The organism is Haloarcula sp. S1AR25-4, assembly GCF_031624555.1.
In the GTDB taxonomy this organism is placed as follows: Archaea; Halobacteriota; Halobacteria; order Halobacteriales; family Haloarculaceae; genus Haloarcula; species Haloarcula pellucida.
On record NZ_JAMQOR010000001.1, the window covers coordinates 1,590,656 to 1,608,477 of the forward strand.

At 68.6% G+C, this 17,822-nt stretch carries 16 protein-coding genes; 8 read left to right on the forward strand and 8 right to left on the reverse strand.

Annotation, left to right across the window (positions count from 1 at the left end; translation table 11 throughout):
* Nucleotides 1–20 precede the first annotated feature (20 nt).
* Complete coding sequence (locus NDI85_RS08360; protein WP_310915488.1) at nucleotides 21–1,406, reverse strand: hypothetical protein; 1,386 nt, start codon at nucleotides 1,404–1,406, stop codon at nucleotides 21–23.
* A 72-nt stretch (nucleotides 1,407–1,478) separates the two neighbouring features.
* Here NDI85_RS08360 and NDI85_RS08365 point away from each other — a divergent pair, with 72 nt between their 5' ends.
* Nucleotides 1,479–2,216: an SDR family NAD(P)-dependent oxidoreductase gene (locus NDI85_RS08365; protein WP_189000652.1), complete on the forward strand. Its 738-nt coding sequence runs from the start codon at nucleotides 1,479–1,481 to the stop codon at nucleotides 2,214–2,216.
* 14 nt (nucleotides 2,217–2,230) lie between these two features.
* On the opposite strand, the gene NDI85_RS08370 is transcribed toward NDI85_RS08365, so the two are convergent.
* Nucleotides 2,231–2,812, reverse strand: a complete 582-nt coding sequence (locus NDI85_RS08370; protein ID WP_310915489.1) for a hypothetical protein — start codon at nucleotides 2,810–2,812, stop codon at nucleotides 2,231–2,233.
* A 117-nt stretch (nucleotides 2,813–2,929) separates the two neighbouring features.
* Here NDI85_RS08370 and uvrA point away from each other — a divergent pair, with 117 nt between their 5' ends.
* The 3 genes from uvrA to NDI85_RS08385 all read left to right on the forward strand — a co-directional run bounded on the left by uvrA (nucleotide 2,930) and on the right by NDI85_RS08385 (nucleotide 9,062).
* Entirely contained in the window at nucleotides 2,930–5,917 is a 2,988-nt protein-coding gene (uvrA, locus tag NDI85_RS08375; RefSeq protein ID WP_310915490.1) for an excinuclease ABC subunit UvrA, read from the forward strand.
* A gap of 73 nt (nucleotides 5,918–5,990) precedes the next feature.
* On the forward strand, nucleotides 5,991–7,904 hold the full coding sequence (locus NDI85_RS08380) for a prolyl oligopeptidase family serine peptidase (RefSeq protein WP_310915491.1): 1,914 nt from the start codon (nucleotides 5,991–5,993) through the stop codon (nucleotides 7,902–7,904).
* Nucleotides 7,905–8,105: 201 nt separating this feature from the next.
* Complete coding sequence (locus NDI85_RS08385; protein ID WP_310915492.1) at nucleotides 8,106–9,062, forward strand: hypothetical protein; 957 nt, start codon at nucleotides 8,106–8,108, stop codon at nucleotides 9,060–9,062.
* Here the strand turns inward: NDI85_RS08385 and NDI85_RS08390 are convergent.
* Entirely contained in the window at nucleotides 9,059–9,445 is a 387-nt protein-coding gene (locus NDI85_RS08390; RefSeq protein ID WP_189000640.1) for a hypothetical protein, read from the reverse strand. The genes NDI85_RS08385 and NDI85_RS08390 overlap by 4 nt on opposite strands.
* Nucleotides 9,446–9,552: 107 nt before the next feature.
* On the opposite strand from NDI85_RS08390, the gene NDI85_RS08395 reads away from it, so the two are divergent.
* Together NDI85_RS08395 and NDI85_RS08400 are read left to right on the forward strand one after the other, a co-directional pair.
* On the forward strand, nucleotides 9,553–10,002 hold the full coding sequence (locus NDI85_RS08395; RefSeq protein ID WP_189000637.1) for a DUF5518 domain-containing protein: 450 nt from the start codon (nucleotides 9,553–9,555) through the stop codon (nucleotides 10,000–10,002).
* A 101-nt stretch (nucleotides 10,003–10,103) separates the two neighbouring features.
* Nucleotides 10,104–11,231, forward strand: a complete 1,128-nt coding sequence (locus NDI85_RS08400; protein ID WP_189000634.1) for a geranylgeranyl reductase family protein — start codon at nucleotides 10,104–10,106, stop codon at nucleotides 11,229–11,231.
* On the opposite strand, the gene NDI85_RS08405 is transcribed toward NDI85_RS08400, so the two are convergent.
* Complete coding sequence (locus NDI85_RS08405; protein WP_189000631.1) at nucleotides 11,232–11,480, reverse strand: hypothetical protein; 249 nt, start codon at nucleotides 11,478–11,480, stop codon at nucleotides 11,232–11,234. It abuts the gene before it with no gap.
* 83 nt (nucleotides 11,481–11,563) lie between these two features.
* On the opposite strand from NDI85_RS08405, the gene NDI85_RS08410 reads away from it, so the two are divergent.
* A complete protein-coding gene (locus tag NDI85_RS08410) occupies nucleotides 11,564–11,791 on the forward strand; it encodes a hypothetical protein (RefSeq protein ID WP_189000628.1) in 228 nt (75 codons plus the stop codon).
* A gap of 248 nt (nucleotides 11,792–12,039) precedes the next feature.
* On the opposite strand, the gene NDI85_RS08415 is transcribed toward NDI85_RS08410, so the two are convergent.
* From NDI85_RS08415 to NDI85_RS08430, 4 genes are all read right to left on the reverse strand, one after another.
* Nucleotides 12,040–13,125 carry an aminomethyltransferase family protein gene (locus tag NDI85_RS08415; protein ID WP_189000626.1) on the reverse strand — a complete coding sequence of 362 codons (1,086 nt, stop codon included), beginning with the start codon at nucleotides 13,123–13,125 and terminating at the stop codon, nucleotides 12,040–12,042.
* Between the two features lie 38 nt (nucleotides 13,126–13,163).
* Entirely contained in the window at nucleotides 13,164–14,405 is a 1,242-nt protein-coding gene (locus NDI85_RS08420; protein WP_310915493.1) for a carboxypeptidase regulatory-like domain-containing protein, read from the reverse strand.
* 78 nt (nucleotides 14,406–14,483) lie between these two features.
* Nucleotides 14,484–15,428, reverse strand: coding sequence for a sugar kinase (locus NDI85_RS08425; RefSeq protein ID WP_189000620.1), 945 nt, complete (start codon nucleotides 15,426–15,428; stop codon nucleotides 14,484–14,486).
* Between the two features lie 80 nt (nucleotides 15,429–15,508).
* On the reverse strand, nucleotides 15,509–16,636 hold the full coding sequence (locus tag NDI85_RS08430) for an ATP-grasp domain-containing protein (protein WP_310915494.1): 1,128 nt from the start codon (nucleotides 16,634–16,636) through the stop codon (nucleotides 15,509–15,511).
* A gap of 231 nt (nucleotides 16,637–16,867) precedes the next feature.
* On the opposite strand from NDI85_RS08430, the gene NDI85_RS08435 reads away from it, so the two are divergent.
* Nucleotides 16,868–17,806 carry a glycosyltransferase gene (locus NDI85_RS08435; RefSeq protein WP_310915495.1) on the forward strand — a complete coding sequence of 313 codons (939 nt, stop codon included), beginning with the start codon at nucleotides 16,868–16,870 and terminating at the stop codon, nucleotides 17,804–17,806.
* Nucleotides 17,807–17,822 lie beyond the last annotated feature (16 nt).

A 17,822-nucleotide genomic window follows, 5' to 3' on the forward strand; every position in this document is an offset into this window, starting at 1 on the left:
GCTTTGCCGGGCCAGACGCCTCAGCGCCGAAGTCGCCACGCCGCGAGACCGACGGCCGCGAGCGCCGCGGCCACGCCGAACCCGTCGCCGGCGGCCCCGACGATGGGAACCCCGCCGCCCGTGGCCGAATCAGTCTCGTCGGTGGGTGCCCCGAGACGCGGGTCCGGGAAGGCGTAGACGCCGGGGGTGACCGCCGACCCGGCGTTGGCGTTCGTGTTGGCCGCGAGGAAGCACCCGGCACCGCGCTGGGCCGTCCAAAACGACGTGGTCTCGGAGTCCCGCCACGCGAACACCTCGCGCGGAGAGGCGGGGTCGCGCACGTCGTGGACGGTGACGCCGCCGTTGTACCACGCCGCGTAGCAGCGGCCGTCGGTGAGTTCGAAGTTGTGCGCCGTCGTCAACACGCCGCCGGGCGTCGGGTCGCTCGTCGGCGGCGGGCCGATAGTGGCGACGGACTCGGGGGCCGTCTCGTCGGTAACGTCGAACAGTTCGATGCCGCTCGGGCCGCCAGAGCCGTCGTCGTCGAGGTCCCACGACTCGCTCCCGACGCCCAGCAGCGTCGCGTCCTCGTTCACCGTGACGAAGTGGTCGTTGCCCGGCGGCTCGCTCCGCTCGACGGACGGTGATTCGACGTCGGCCAGTGCCGCCGGGTCGCGCCCGCGAACCCGCGAAACGAGCGAGACGTCGGCCGGGTCCGAGACGTCCAGAATCCACGTCCCGGCGTCCCAGTACGCGAGATAGGCCCGGTCACCGTGGACCCACACGTCGTGCAGGGGGCGGAGGCTTCCGGGCACGTCCCGCCACGCCTCGTCGGCGTCGAACAGCGACCACGTCCCGGCCTCCCGTTCCGTCTCGGTGTCGACGACCAGCAGGGGGTTCCCCGCGCGACTGTTGGCCGTGAGGTAAGCGTACCGGCCGTCGAAGTCGCAGTTGTGGACGACGGTGTCGACCTCGTAGCCGACGACCCGGTCGGGGGACTGACGGTCGGTCACGTCGAAGACGACGAGGCCGTGAGCGCCCTCTGCGGGGTGGGCCGGGCCGGCGACGAGGAGTCGATCCCCGCGGAGCGCGAGGTCCTGCACTTCCTCCATCGGTCCCTCGGCGCTGTCGGCCAGTAGGTCTGTCCGGTGAGTGATACGGCGCGGGTTCGTGGGAGTGGTGACATCGACGACGGCGACCCCCGTCCCGGTGGCGACGTAGGCGGTGTGGCCGTCCGGACTGGTGACCAGTTCGTGGGCACCCGGCAGGTCGAGCGTCCCGAGTGTGTCGCGGCCGGTCGGCGTCCCCGCGGGCGTTCGGGCGGTGCCGTCGTCCGTCGGCGTGGGATGGCCGCTGGCAGCGCCAGTGACCGCGGCGGCCCCGACGCCGGCGGCGCCGACGCGCCGGAGGAACGTCCGCCGATACATACCCGGCCTCGGGGTGGAACGGCAAGAAGCCTTCCGGTGGGGGTTTTCATCCGGGCGCTCCTTAGCGATGGTATGCTCACACCGGACCTCGACGGCCGCACCGCACTCGTGACCGGGAGCGCGAAGGGCGTCGGCCGCGAACTCCTGCTCGCTATTGCCGACCACGGCGCCGACGTGGCCGTCCACTACAACACGAGCGCCGACGCCGCCGCCGAGGTGGCCGAGGCGGCCCGCGAACGGGGCGCGACGGCGACGACGGTACAGGGCGACGTGACCGACCCCGACGCCGTCGACGCCATCTTCGAGCGCGTGGCGGCCGACCTCGGGCACGTCGACGTGCTGGTCAACAACGTCGGCGCGTTCGCCCCCTCGTACTGGGAGGACATCGACTACGAGACGTGGCGGACGGTAATGACGACGAACTTCGACGCCACCTGTCTCTGTTCGAAGCGTGCCCTCCCGGCGATGCGCGAGGGGTCGTGGGGCCGCATCGTCAACGTCGGCTACGCCACCGCCGAGCGAACGTACGTCGACCCGGTGAACTTCCCGTACTACGTCGCGAAGGCCGGCGTCATCATGTTCACGCGGATGCTCGCCGCCGAGACCCAAGACGACGGCATCACGGTCAACGCCGTCTCCCCCTACACCGTCGAGAACTCCGAGGAGTTCCCCGAGGACCTGCCGCGCGGGCGACCGGCCTCCTTCGAGGACATGCAACAGGCGCTCCTCTTTTTCCTCGACGAGGACTCGGACTACATCTCCGGGGAGAACGTCGAAGTCGACGGCGGACTGGTGCCAGAGCGGTTGTAGGCCGGGTCGGCCGCTCAGTTGCCCTGAATCGCGTCGATGACCATCGCCGCGGCGATGATGGGTTCTTTCGGGACGGAACTGGCGTCGTCGATGGTTATCTCGTAGCGGTCCTTCAGCGAGAACTGCCCGTCGATGTTGCCGACGTGGTCGCCGTTCTGGTCGGTGATCTCGTACTTGTGGGGGATCCAGTGACCGAAGGGAAGGACGTTCCGGGCCAGCGTCACCATCGCGCCACGGGAGTTTATCTCGGCGAGTTTCTCCTCGGTCTGGGCGTCGCGAACCTTCCACGTGTCCTGCAGGATGGAGTAGTCGTTGTCGAGGACGACGACGTCCTCGCCCGTCTGGGAGTCGGTCAGGACGTAGTTGCCGGCCACGTCGATGATGCCGCCGGCGTTGACCTCGAACACCTCGTTGTCGTCGGCGTCCACGAACGGGAACTTCTCTTTGAGTTTGAACATCTGCTGCTTGCCCCGCAGGACGACGTTGCCGGCGGCGTCCATCGCCTTGTACTTGTTCCGGACGAGGCTCTGCTCGACGGTGTACGTGTCGTCTGTGAGTTCGATTCCCTGTATGTCGTACTTGCCGGTCGTACTCATGTGCTTGAATTATACAGCCACAACTTGAAACTTTTCGTGGTGGTTCCTCTCAGACGGACAGGGGGTTCGCGAGCAACCGACAGGGTTTCACGAGTCCCGTCCCTGGGGAACCCATAGATGAGCAAGGACGTCATCGAGGTCAGGGGTGCAGAGGAACACAACCTCAAGGACGTCGACGTGGAGATTCCCCGCGAGGAACTCACCGTCGTCACGGGGCTATCGGGGTCGGGGAAGTCGTCGCTCGCCTTCGAGACGGTGTACGCCGAGGGCCAGCGGCGCTACATCGAGTCGCTGTCGGCCTACGCCCGCAACTTCCTCGGGCAGATGGACAAGCCACAGGTCGAGAACGTCGAAGGCCTCTCACCGGCCATCTCCATCGACCAGAAGAACGCCGCCAACAACCCCCGGTCGACGGTGGGGACGGTCACGGAACTCCACGACTACCTCCGGCTGCTGTACGCCCGCGTCGGCGTGCCACACTGCCCGGAGTGTGGCCGCGAGGTGGGCGAACAGTCCGCCCAGAACATGGTCTCGCGCATCCTCGAACTCCCCGAGGGGACCCGTGCGAAACTGTGTGCCCCGGTCGTCCGCGACCAGAAGGGGGCCTTCGAGGACCTGTTCGACGACCTCGTGAGTGACGGCTACTCGCGCGTCGAAGTCGACGGCGAGGAGTACGACCTCACCCTCGACCGGCCCGAACTCGACGAGAACTACGACCACACCGTCGACGTGGTGGTCGACCGCGTGAAGGTCTCCGCGGACGCTCGCTCGCGCATCAACGACTCCGTCGAGACGGCCCTGACCGAAGCCGACGGCACGCTGAAGGTCGTCCTCCCGGACCCGCCCGAGGGCGCGGCCGACGCACTGGGCGGGTCGACCGCTCGCGCGACCGGTGACCTTGCCGACGCCGAAGCGGACGAGGAAGCAACCGAGGACCGCCTCGTCGTCGAACTCTCGGAAGATCTCGCCTGCACGCACTGTGGCATCGACATCTCGGAGGTCGAGACCCGCTCGTTCTCCTTCAACTCGCCCCACGGCGCCTGTCCCGAGTGTGAGGGGCTGGGCGAGACCAAAGAGGTCAGCGAGGACCTCGTGATTCGGGACCGCTCGAAGCCACTCAAACACGTCTTCGAACCGTGGAGCTACGACCGGACCTACTACTCCCGGCAACTCGACAACGTCGCCGACCACTTCGGCGTCGACCTCTCGACGCCGTTCGAGGAGCTAGACGAGGCCGTTCAGCGGCAGTTCCTCTACGGTACCGACGGCGTCGTCCACTTCCAGTGGCGCACGAAGAACGGGACGCGAGAGAAGACCGAGCGCTTCGAAGGCGTCATCCCGAACCTCGAACGCCGCCACGTCGAGACGGACTCCGACCGCGCCCGCGAACACATAGAGGAGTTCATGGCGACGACGACGTGTCCCGCCTGTGAGGGGACCCGCCTGAAGGCCGAATCGCGGGCCGTCCTCGTCGACGGCACGGCCATCACCGAGGTAAACAGGATGTCCATCGGGGACGCCTTAGCGCACTTCGAGGGACTGGAGGCGAACCTCTCGGCGCGGGACACGAAGATCGCCGAGGAGATTCTGAAGGAGATTCGCGCCCGGCTTGGCTTCATGCAGGAGGTCGGCCTCGAATATCTGACGCTGGACCGCGAGGCCTCCACTCTTTCGGGCGGCGAGAGTCAGCGCATCCGCCTCGCGACCCAAATCGGGTCGGGCCTCGTCGGCGTGCTGTACGTCTTGGACGAACCCTCCATCGGCCTCCACCAGCGGGACAACGACCGCCTGCTGAACACCTTAGAGGAACTGCGCGATCTGGGCAACACCCTGCTCGTCGTCGAACACGACACCGAGACGATGCGCCGGGCCGACCAGATAATCGACATGGGGCCGGGGCCGGGCAAGCGCGGCGGCGAGGTCGTCGTCAACGGTCCGCAGGAGGAACTGATGACCACCGAGGCGTCCGTCACCGGCGACTATCTGGCCGGCGACCGGGTGATTCCGGTGCCCGACGAACGCCGCGAGGGCGACGGCCACCTCACCGTGAAGGGCGCCCGCCAGCACAACCTCGCGGACCTCGACGTACAGTTCCCGCTGGGGACGTTCACAGCCATCACCGGCGTCTCCGGGTCCGGCAAGTCGACGCTGATGCACGACGTGCTGTATAAGGGGCTGGTCCGCCGGATGAACGACACCGACGTCAACCCCGGCGAACACGACGCCATCGAAGGCATCGACGCCATCGAGACGGTACGCCTCATCGACCAGTCGCCCATCGGCCGCACGCCGCGGTCGAACCCCGCGACCTACACGAACGTCTTCGACCACATCCGCGAACTGTTCGCCGAGACCAACCTCGCCAAACAGCGCGGCTACGAGAAGGGGCGGTTCTCCTTCAACGTCAAGGGCGGTCGGTGTGAGGCCTGTGGCGGGCAGGGGACCGTCACCATCGACATGAACTTCCTCTCGGACGTGGAGGTGCCCTGCGAGGAGTGCGGCGGCGCCCGCTACAACGACGAGACGCTGGACGTGACCTACAAGGACGCGACCATCGCCGACGTACTGGAGATGAGCGTCGAGGAGGCCTACGACTTCTTCGAGAGCCACCCCGGCATCCGCCGTCGCCTCCAGCTCCTAAAGGACGTGGGACTGGACTACATGACGCTGGGTCAGCCCTCGACCACGCTCTCGGGCGGGGAGGCCCAACGGGTCAAACTCGCCGAGGAACTGGGCAAGAAAGACTCCGGCGAGACGCTGTACCTGCTGGACGAACCCACGACCGGGCTCCACCCCGAGGACGAACGGAAGCTCATCGACGTCCTCCACCGCCTGACCGACGACGGCAACACCGTGGTCGTCATCGAGCACGAACTCGACCTCGTGAAGAACGCGGACCACATCGTCGACCTCGGCCCCGAAGGCGGGGAGAACGGCGGCGAACTCGTCGCCGAGGGCACCCCCGAGGCAGTCGCGCGGACCGAAGCGTCGTTCACCGGCCAGTACCTGCGTGACCACCTCCCCGACATCGAACTGGAAGGGCCGCGCGCCGACCGCGACCCCGTCGAGGGCGACGACGCCGCGGCGAAGGCCGACGACGACTGACGACAGGGCCCGGACCGGTCCTGCCGTATCCGGGCAGAACTTCTACATGCGGACCGGTCCTGTGTCGGGCTGAATGTCTGACCCTGACAGTTCGGAGACACTCGAAGCACTGGCCAGTCTGCCCACACTGGCACATCCGACTGCGTCCCCCGACGGCGAGTCCGTCGCCCTCTACTACGACGGCACCGGCCGCAACGAACTGCACGTCCTCGACCCAGACAGCGGCGAGTCCGAACAGTGGAGCGACGGCGAGGTGCCCCGGAACGCCCGCTGGCACGTCGAGTGGAGCGCCGACGGCGAGCGCGTGTTCTTCCACCTGGACGACGCCGGCGACGAACAGAACGACGTGTACGCCATCGACCGCGACGGGACCGTCGAACCGGTCGTCGAGATGGACGGGCAGGTCGTCGTACAGGACGTCGGCGCGGACGGCGAGACGCTGTTAGTCGGGTCGACACGCGACGGGCAGATGAATCTCTACGCTCACGACCTATCGAGCGGCGAGACGGCGAAGCTGACCGACTACGAGCGGGCGGTCTGGACCGGCCTGCTCTCGCCCGACGGGGACCGAGTCGCCTACACGACCAACGAGGCCGACGACTTCGAGAACATGGACGTGTATCTGGCCGACGCCGACGGCTCGAACCCCCGGACCCTCGGCGTCGGCGAGACGGGCGCGGAGGCGGCCCCCGTCGACTGGGGCCCGGACGGTGACCGCCTGCTGGTCTCGGACAACAGCGCCGACCTGACGCGGGCCGGCGTCTACGACCTCGAAACCGACGAGGTTGCGTGGTTCGGCGGCGAGTTCGAGGAGGAGCCACACGGCTTCACGCCCGACGGGGAACGGTTCCTCGCCACCCGGACCCGCGAGGCCGCGAAGATGCCCGTCGTCTACGACGTCGACTCGGGCGAGGCCCGCGAACTCGACCTCCCCGAGGGCGTCGCCACGTTCGCCGGCGACTCGACGCTCGCCGACGGCCGAGTCCTGCTGATCCACACGACGCCGACACACCGACCGGATCTGCTGGCCTACGACCTCGCGGCCGACGAGTACGAGACGCTCCACGAGGCCGAGTACGGTCCGTTCTCGCCCGAGGACTTCGCCGAGGCCGAGTTCTTCACCGTCGCGTCCGACGGCGTCCCCGAGACCCGACAGGCCGCCGTCGAACACGACCCCTACGAGACGCTCGACGTCGGCGCGCTCCTGTACGACTCCGGCGAGCGACCGTCGCCGCTCGTCGTCAACCCCCACGGCGGCCCGCGGGCGATGGACACGAAGTCCTTCGGTCTCTACACCCAGTTCCTCGTCCAGCGGGGGTTCTCGGTGTTGCAGGTGAACTACCGGGGGTCGACCGGCCGCGGCCGCGAGTTCGTCCAGCGACTGTACGACGACTGGGGCGGGGCCGAACAGGGCGACGTGGCGACGGCCGCCGAACACGTCCTCGACACGCGCGAGTGGGTCGACGACGAGCGCGTGGCCGTCTTCGGCGGGTCCTACGGCGGCTACTCGGCGTACTGGCAGCTGGTCCAGTATCCCGACCTCTACGACGCCGGCGTGGCGTGGATAGGCCTGACCGACCTCGAAGACCAGTACGAGAACACGATGCCCCACTACCGCACGGAACTGATGGAGAAGAACATCGGGACACCCGAGGACAATCCGGACCTCTACCGGGAGCGCTCGCCCGTCGAGTACGTCGAGAACCTCTCGGCGCCGCTGTTCGTGCTCCACGGCGTCAACGACCGCCGCGTCCCCGTCTCGCAGGCCCGCCTGTTCCGCGACGCCTTAGACGATGTCGGCTATACAGAGGGGGCGGAGAGCGCGCGAGGAGACGGCAGCGCCGTCGGCGGCGACTACGAGTACGAGGAACTCGGCGAGGAGGGTCACGCCTCCTCGGACATCGACCAGAAGATTCGGCTGTTCGAACTGCTCGACGACTTCCTCGACCGGCGCATCGGCACCGAGGCCGTCGCCGCCGACGACTGAGCGGACAGCACGTATTACGGTCCCTGCCGACGGGTTCGAGTACTGATGGTCTGGTCGGGTGCGGACGGCGACCGGACAGCGCGCCGCCGGTCGAAGCAGTTCCTCGGGGCCTGCTTCATCGCGCTGTACGTGGTCGCGCTGACCCGGTCGGTCAGCCGGTGAGCGCGCAATCTTTCTGCCCCTCGCCGACGTAGGCGTGGTATGGACACCTGCTACGCCGCTCTCTCTGACCGGTTGCTCGTCGGGTCGGGCGAGTGGACCGAGCGCCTGCGCGACCACACGCTCGAATGCGTCGCCGCCGACGAGCGAGCGCCCGACCGGGCCTTCGTCGGGACGGTCGACGCCGGACTCCAGCGGACGACGGACGGCGGGGAGACGTGGGAGCGCGTGCTGGACGCGGGGGACCGCGTCACGAGCGTCACCGTCAGTCCACGCGACCCTGACGGAGTGTGGGCCGGCACCGAACCGAGCGCCGTCTATCGGTCGACGGACGGCGGCGAGACGTGGACAGAGTGCGGGGGGCTCACGGACCTCGGTTCCGCCTCACGGTGGTCGTTCCCGCCGCGGCCCCACACCCACCACGTCCGGTGGCTGGCCGTCGCCCCGGACGACCCCGACCGGGTGTACGTCGCCATCGAGGCCGGGGCGTTCGTCCGGACCGAAGACGGCGGCGAGACGTGGGACGACCACCCCGCTGGCGGGCGACGCGACAATCACACGCTGGCGGTCCATCCGGACGCTCCGGCGAGAGTGTACACGGCCGCCGGCGACGGCTACGCCCAGTCAGAAGACCGCGGCGAGACGTGGCAGTACCCGCAAGACGGCCTCGACCACCGCTACGTGTGGGGGCTGGCGGTCCACCCCGACGACCCCGACTGCGTGGTCGTCTCGGCCGCCCGCGGTCCCCGGTCGGCCCACGTGACGACCGGCGAGAGCTACGTCTACCGCTGGACCGGCGACGGGTGGACGGCGGCGATGGACGGCCTGCCGGGCCCGGACGGCCTCGCGCGGGCCGTGCTGGCCCCGGATCCCGACGGGGCGATATGCGCGGTGACGAACCACGGCCTGTTCCGGTCGGTCGAGGGTGCGGAGTGGGACCGGGTCGGGTCGTGGGAGGCGGCGTACGAGCAGGTGCCACGCGGCCTCGCCGTCGTCTAGAGGAACGAGCCCAACGCGACGACGAGCGCCGTCGAGACGACGGTCAGGACGGCCGCGATGCCGAGAATTGTCGCGGCCCGCTTCCGGTCGGCGGCGACGGCCTCGCGTTCGGCGACCGACCCGGCGGCCCCGCCGGACCCCGAGAGGTCGTACCGGGCCAGCGCCCCGAAGGCGACGCAAAATTGGAAGTAGTCCTGTAAGACGCCGAGCCACCCGCCAAAGAGGAACGGCGCGGTGGCCCAAAGCGTGCTGGTCGGGAGTACCGAGAGGACGACCGCGAGGACGATAGCCGCGGCGACGCCGAACGACCCGATACCGGCCTGTCGCCGGGCGCGCCGCTGTGTCGAGCCGATGTTACACACCCCTGGCTGATACGCTGCCATACCGATCGAGACGGGCTGAAGCGACAAATATCGTCAGGACCCGACCACCGGCCCTCAGTCGTGGCGCCTAGGTTGAATTTATGTAGGTCGGTCGAGAATAATTGGTTGTGACCCGGATTGGTTCCCTCCACCCCGAACTGAGTGTGAGCTGGACGTACGCCATCCTCGGCGGTCTAGCGACGATTCCGTTCACCGTGGCCAGTTACTGGAGCAGCGGCGAATCGATGGCGTTCTCGTCGGTGTTCGTCGCCGCAGTGGCCACCGGCTACCTCGCGAAGCGACACGGCCTCGAGAGTAGCCCCGTCGGCGTCCGGACCGGACTCGTCGGCGCTCTGCCGGTCGCCTTGCTACTGGCGGAGGTCCTCGGCGCCGCCACCGCACTGGGCGGTTCGCTGCCGTTCATCGCGGCGGCGAGCGTCTTGACGGCCGGCTTTCTGGTGGCGATACTCGGACTGGTCGTCGGGCTCTCCGTGCTGTTGGGCTGGGCGGGCGGGCGACTCGGCGGCTGGCTCGCGGAACGAAACAGCCACGCACGGCCGCCCGCGATCGGTAACTGAGACGAGCCAGCACGCCGTTTGCCTGTTCGAGACGAGAGCGTCCCGGCCGTTTCCGACACGAATCGAGAAAGTACTTGTCTCGCGGCGCCGACGCGACACGTATGCACGATGTCGTCGTCGTCGGTGTCGGCCCCGCTGGCGCCCGCTACGCCCGGCGGGCCGCCGAGCAGGGATACGACGTTCTCGCCTTCGAACAGGGGACGGTGGGGGAACCGTTGGCCTGTTCGGGCCACGTCAGTACCGACGTCTGGGCCTACACCGACGACGCCCGCGACGAACTGCTCCAGAACGAGGTGTCCGGCGCGCGTTTCCACACCGACGGGCCGGGCAGCGACGCCCACCCCTTCTACAAGGACGAGGTCATCTCGAACGTCATCGACCGCGTCGGACTGGACCGCCACCTCGCCGAACTCGCTCGCGAGGCCGGGGCCGACGTCCGCGAGGAACACACCGTCGTCGGGGTTAGCGAGGGTCGCGAGACCCTCGGAAACGCGAGCGGGGAGGAACACGACCCGCGAGCGGACCACGTCACCGTCGAGGTGAAAGGCCCGGACGGTATCGAGACCCACCGCGCGAGGATGGTCGCCGGGTGTGACGGCCCCAAGAGCCGCGTCCGGCGGGAACTGGGCCTCCCCGAACCCGACGAACTGCTCCACGGGGTCCTCGGGTTCGACGAGACGGCCGACCACGGTGACTTCGTCGACGTCCACCTCACCGTCCCGAAGTTCTTCGCGTGGCGCATCCCCCGCGGCGAGGCGGGCGTCGAGTACGGACTGGCGGTGCCGCCGGGCGACGACGCCCGGGAGCGCTTCGAGACGTTTACGGACGGTTACGACGCAAACGTGACACGGCGCTGTTCGGGCCTCATCCCCATCGGCCCGCCGAAACGCGTCACGGGCAGGCGGTCGTTCCTTATCGGCGACGCCGCCGCCCAGACGAAACCGTTCACCGGCGGCGGCATCCTCTACGGCATGACCGCCGCGGACCACGCGGCCCGCGAAATCGACCCCGAGGACCCGGCGACGCTGGGCGATTACGAACGCGCGTGGCGCGACGACCTGCGACAGGAGATACGACTTGGCCACGCCGTTCGGGCGGGCTACTCGGTACCGAAAGTGGTTCAGAAGGCGGGCCTGAAGGCGTTCGAAGGCGAAATCGGCGTCCACATGGACCGGCCGACGACGCTGTTCTCCCGCGAGCAACTGAAGGCGCTGCTGTCTCGGTCGTGATCAGTTCGCCGCCACCGTCTGCCGAAGTCCCAGCCACACCCGCTTGTAGCCGAGCATGTAGAGGCCGGCATACAGCAAGACGGCGCCCATCCACAGTTCCCAGAGGCCGAACACCGACTGGCCGGCGAGCAGGTTCGAGAGCCCGGCGCTCTCCGTGAGGGCGCCGACGACGGTCAGTAGGCCGGCGACCAGCGCAGAGAGCAGGAGGCCGAGCAGTTCAGCCAGCGATTCAGAGGCGAGTCCGTTCATCAGCGATGCGTATGCCGATGTGAATTATAACCCTTTCCCCGCAAAGCGCAAGCGGTTAGTGGGTCCACAGCGACCCGGCGAGTATGACACAGTACCGCGATATGGACCACGGACTGTTGGCGAAACGGGGCTTCTTCCTCGGTGTCGGCCTCTTCGCGTTCGGCGCGCTCGGCGAACTTCTCGGCCACACGCTCCTCGGCCCGTTCCCGGCGTGGAGTAACGTACTGTTGACCGACATGGTGGCGCTCGGCATCCTGCTGGGCCTGCTCTCGCCGCTCGTGTTCGGCATCGTCCTCCCGCTCATCGAGTGAAGCGGCGACTCGGTCCAACGTAGCTACCGTCGCCAGCGTGGCCGCCCGCGATTCGCGGCGGCAGTCGCGGGGACGGTCCTCGGGCTCTGGCACAGCCTCGCACCGCACCAGTTCCAGACCGTCGGAGTCCCGCCGACGGCGGTGACGCAGGTCGGCGGGACGTGTCTCGCCGCGCTCTCGACGTACACGGCGCTGGTGACCGTCGAGTACTATCCGAGCGAACCGGCGTTCGCGGAAGACGACGTGGGCTACTCGTAACTGGGGAGTCGCGCCGACACCGCGGAGCCCTCGACGAACGGCAGGTCGGTCCGCGTCGCCTCGACGCCCTCGCCGTCGACGCGGACCGTCAGGGCCGCGTCTGGCAGGTCCCAGTCGACCGCCGCCATCGCGATGGGTGCCTCGCGCATCGGACTGTTGGTGGCGCGGGTGACCTCGCCGACGTGTTCGTCCCCGGCGAAGACGGCGGCACCGGCGTCGGGCAGTTCGTCGACGGCGAGGCCGACCAGCCGGGACGGAGGATGGCCACGGTTCTCGATGCGGGAGACGACTTCCTGCCCGACGTAACACCCTTTATCGAAGTCTAAGGCGTTGCGCAGACCGAGTTCGTTCGGGACGTGCCCCTCGATTTCGGTGTCGAACAGCGGCGACCCGGCCTCCATGGTGAGCGTCTCCCACGTCCGGTAGCCAAAGGGGACGGCGTTCAGTCCGCGGTTGACGAGCGTATCGAACACCGGTTCGGCGTCCTCGGCCGCACACACCACGTCGTAGCTCTCCTCGCCGGCGAGGTTGTCGGTGCGGATGACCGAGACGCCCACGTCGCCGAGTTCGCCCCGGTTGAACGAGAGGGGTGCCTCGGGCGAGGCGGCCTGATGGAGGACGCTCGCAATCTTCTCGGTGGCCTTCGGGCCGTGAACGCCGAAGGTGGCGAAGTCGTCGGTCGCGACCCGGACGTCGACGTCCTGGATGAACGTCTTCTCTTGCCACTCCTCGGCCAGCGCTGTAGCTTCCTGTGGCGGGGTAAAGACGAGCAAGCGCTCGCCAGCGTTGTAGACGTACATGTCCGTCTCGACGCGTCCCTGCGGGTCGAGTAAGAGCGCGTAACAGCCCTGCCCGTCTGCGTCGGGGACGCGGTTCGAGACGGCGTTGTCGACGTACTCGACCCGGTCCGCGCCGGTGACGACGAGGACGCCGTAGCCGAACTCACAGACCCCGACGACGTTCCGAACCGCGCGGTGGGTTCGCTCGGGACGGCCGTAGGTGTCGACGACGCGGCGGCCGCCGACCTCACGGAACGTCGCCTCGTGGGCAGCGTGTACTTCCTCGAGGACAGTCATTGCTTACGGATGGGTGCCTCGCGCCCAAAAGGGTCCCGCTACCGCCGCCGGAGCGCCAGCACCACGAGCAAGGCGAGTGCGACGACGACCGTCACCGGCGTGAATCCGGGCCCGCTCTCGCCGACCAGTCCGCCGCCGTCGGTCGGCGTCTCGGTGTCCGTCGGCGTCGTCGTCTCGGTAGCCGTCTCGGTCGACGTGTCCGTCGCGTCCGGGTCGATACCCTCGACGCTGGCCGTCGCCGAGAGGTCGCCCGCCGTCGCGGTGAAGGTCACGTTCCCCGCGGCGTCGACCGGGACCGTCGCGACGCCTGCGTCGTCGGTCGTGCCGACAGTCTCCCCGTTCCGCGTGACGGTCGCGTTCACCACGGGGTCGCCGTACTCGTCGGTCGCTTCGAGACGGACCGTCTCGCCGACGACGACCCGTTCGTTGGCGGGCGCGAGTTCGATCCGGGGCGTCCGCCGGATGGCCACGTCGACCGACGTGGGCGACTCGCGGACCCGAACCTGCCGTCGACTGGTTTCGTAGCCCTCCTTGGTCACTTCGAGCGTGTACTGGCCGTTGACCGGGACGCTGATGGTCGCCTCGCCGTCCGAGAGCGTCTGGACGGTGCCGACCGACGGGACGGCGACGGAGGCGTTTCGAAGCGGTCGGGGACTCCGGAAGTGGTCGTCGGTGACGGTGACGGTGACAAGCACCGACCCCTCTTCGAGCGTCAGCGTCGCCGCAGTCTCACCGGTGACCGCCAGTCGCGTGGAGTTCCGGAAGTAGCCGTCCTTCGACGTGAGGACGCGGTACTCGCCCGCCTCGACTGTGGGCGTCTCGACCACGCCGTCGGCGTCCGTGCGCTGGTCCGTGACGAACTGGCCCGACCGATAGAGTTGGACCCGTGCGTTCTCGACCGGGGCTCCCTCGGTGTCACGCACCGTCAGCGTCGCACTGGCGCTCTTCGAGACCGGCACCTCGACCGACCGGGCGGTCGCGTCGGCGACGAGGTACGGCGAGTTGCGGATGTACCTGTCGTCGTCTACGTGAATCCGCACGTCGGCACCCTCGGGAACGTCGAGGAGCGCCTGTCCGTTGGCCCGCGTCGTCTCGTTGACCGGGCCGCCCGCTCCGTCGTTCCACGTGGCGTAGACGTCGACGTCGCTCAGTGGGTCGCCGTTCTGGTCGACGACGGTGACCGTAAGCGTCACCCGGTCACTCTGCGCGGCACCGACGCCGACGGGAGCGACCACGGCGAGGACGACGGCGAGGACGAGCGCCGAGCGAAACGAGGACATACGCGGTGGTAAGGGAGCCCGCGTTAACAGTATAGTCGACTTATTCCGGTCAGAGAGGGGTTTCCAGCCAGTCTCCGATCACCGACCGCGGTCGGACTGTGACTCGACGAGGCGTTCGACTTCGGCCTGTTCGAGCGGTGTGAGCGGCCCGGGCATCGTCCGGGTCAGCGCCGCCGCGGCACTCCCGTACGCGAGTGCGTCGTCGGTCGGCGCGCCGTCGGCGAGTCGCTGGAGGACGGCCCCGACCAGCGCGGCGTGTTGCCCGGAGCTATCGACGGCGGCCGTCTCGAAGGCGTCCTGTTCGTGGACGACGGTGTCGTGGTAGGCGACGACGCCGTGTTCGCTGCGCGTGAGGATGACCCGAGAGAAGTCGTACTCGGCCGCGAGGGTATGGACGAGTTCGCGGGGCCGCCCCGTCTTGTCGAAGACGGCCTTCGCCTGATCCTCGCTCGCGAACAGCAAGTCCACCGCGTCGAACAGATCCGAGAGCGTGTCGTGGGCGGCCTCGGCGCTCCAGAGCCCCGGGTGGTAATCGAGGTCTAACGCCCGCATCCCCGGCGCGGCGCGGAGGAGCGCTCCGGCCGTCTCCGCCGCCGTCGCCGAGAGGGCGGCCATCGACCCGGCAGTGAACACGACGTCGGCGTTCTGAATCCGTCCCATCGGTATCTCGCCGGGCGTGAGCGTCGCCATCGCGGTGTCGCCGCGGTCCTGCAGGAGGCGGTCCGCCCGGGGCGCTGCGGCGTCCTCGTAGAAGGTCAGGCCCTGCCGTCCGTCGTCGGCGTCGGCCCACACCACGTCCGTCTCCAGTCCGTGCTCGTGGAGTTCGGCGACGACGCGACGGCCCAGCGGCGTGTCCGGCAGTTTCGAGAGCCAGACGGCGTCGCCGCCGAGTCTGCTCGCCGTCGCCGCGACGGTGCTCGCCGTGCCGTCGGCCCGCATCCGTACCTCGCGGGCCGTCTCGAAGCGCTGTCCGTCCGGCGGGGCGAAGCGGAGCGCCGTCTCGCCGAAAGTAACCAGTGACATACCCAGCGTATCGAGAGACTGGGGCTTAGTTCAACCGGCCGACTCGGCGTACGGTTCGGGCCGTACCGGGCCACCGACAGTCAGTTGACCGGGCCGTCGACGCTGACGACGGCCGACGCCATCGCGCGAGCGCCCTCGACGACGTGAGGGAGCGGGTCCGTGAGTTGGAGGTTCGACTGGGTCGACCGCGAGAGCAGATCGGTGGCGACCGCCGGAGCGCTCCGCGGACGTTTCACGGCGTGCAGGAGGTCGCCGGAGAGCGGCCAGTGGTACCGGGCCGGCGTGAATTCGAACGCCGGCACCGTCCCCTCGGAGAGGTACTCCAGCAGCGCGCACGGGAAGTTCATCCCCGAGGCGACCCCCAGCCCCATCGACCCCCAGAACTTCGGGTTGCACTCGAGCAGTCGAGGGGTTCCGTCGGCGTCGTTCTTGAACTCCAGCATCACGACGCCGCTCCAGTCGAGTGCCGACAGCAGGGGGTCGGCGTACGCGTACAGTTCCGGGTCCGAGAGGGACTCGGCACAGACGCTCTTGCCACCCGACGGCGGCGACTCGCGGATACGCCGGTGGGCGTAGTGGCCGCGGCACTCCCCGTCGACGTAGAGACCGAAGAAGCCCCGGCCCCGGCCGTTCAGGTAGGCCTGATAGACGGGGTCGGAGTCGTGGGTCTCCGTGTAGGTCCGGTACGTGGACCGGAGTTCCGCCGGGGACCCGACGTACCGGAGGAAGCGAGGCTCCGTCTCGCTCCCCGTCTTGAACACGCCCGACGGGCCGACAGTCTCGACAGCGCGTGTGACGTCCGACGACGACCGGATACGGACCGACGTGGGCGTCGGGATGTCGAACTCGCCGGCCAGCGAGTGCAGGTCGTGCTTGTCGATGGCCCGACGAAACGACGGTTTCGGCGGGAGAATCGGGTCGAGCGGGGCGGGAATCGTCTCGCGGTGTTCCGAGACGATTTCCGTCGTGCGTCCGCTGACCGGAATGACGTACTCGTAGCCGTACTCCTCGACGACAGCGGCGAGTTGGGCCGCGTAGTCGGCGGCGTCGTCGGCCTCGATGCGGTGGTCCCGAGCGGTGTACCGGGAGGCGGCCGTCAGCGAGAACGGAAACTGTGCGACCACCCCGACTTCGTCGGCGACGGACTGGACGGCCCTAACCACCGTCAGCGACTTCTTCTCGAAGCCGTCGGTAACCAACACGTCCATACGACTATGCCTCTCACAGTAGCGTGATTGTAATTACAAACTTACGTCGGGTAACCGGTTTCAGACCGCTCTGCGGACGCGACTGGCGCGTCGACCGGCCGAATCGGACCGGACACCGCACCGGTTCGCACGCCGACGGTGGTGAACCTGCCCAATAAGGGCACTACTACCACGACACGGCCGACAATCGGGACACCATTACTTTGCGCCGCCGACGGAAGGACGCCACCGATGCGGGTCCTCCACCTCGTGACGCACCGTTCGCCCTTCTTCGACCGGCGCATCGAGCGTCTCCGCGAGCGAGGACACGCCTGCGACGTCGTGCCCGTTCCGGGCCGTGACAGCGACGACCGGGCCGAGCGCAAGGCGGCGCGTCGCTCCGTCCACCACTATCTTCGGTTCTACGGCCGGGTGCTCTCTGCGGCCCGGGACGACTACGACCTCGTCCACGCTCACTACGGCCTCACGGCACCGTTCGCGCTGGCCCAGCCACGTCGACCCGTCGTCCTCACCCTCTGGGGGTCGGACCTCATGGGGGAGTTCGGGTGGGTCAGCGAGCGCTGTGCCCGACTGGTCGACGAGACGGTCGTCATGAGCGACGAGATGGCGACCAGCCTCGACGGCGACGCGACCGTCGTCCCGCACGGAGTGGACCTCGACCTGTTCCGGCCGATGGACCGGGCGAGAGCCCGCCGCGAGGTGGGGTGGGACCCCGACGCCGCACACGTCCTGTTCCCGTACACGCCCGACCGGGCGGTCAAGAACTACCCGCTGGCCGAGCGCGTCGTCGACGGCGTCCGCTCACGCCTCGACCGTGAGGTCCGCCTCCACGCCGTCTACGAGGTGGAACAGGCGGCCGTCCCGACCTACATGAACGCGGCCGACGCGTTGCTGTTGACCTCGCGTCGGGAGGGGTCGCCGAACACCGTCAAGGAGGCGCTCGCGTGTAACCTCCCGGTGGTCGCAACCGACGTCGGCGACGTGCGGGACCGGCTGGACGGAGTGACGCCGTCGGCGGTCTGTGCCGACGAATCCGCCCTCACCACGGCGCTCAGGCGCGTCCTCGACCGTGAGGAACGGTCGAACGGCCGGTCGGCCGTCCGGTCGTTGGGCGTCGACCAGATGGCAGTGCGGCTAGAAGACGTGTATCGGCGGGCGCTGGGTGAGTGAGAGGGATTCACACCCC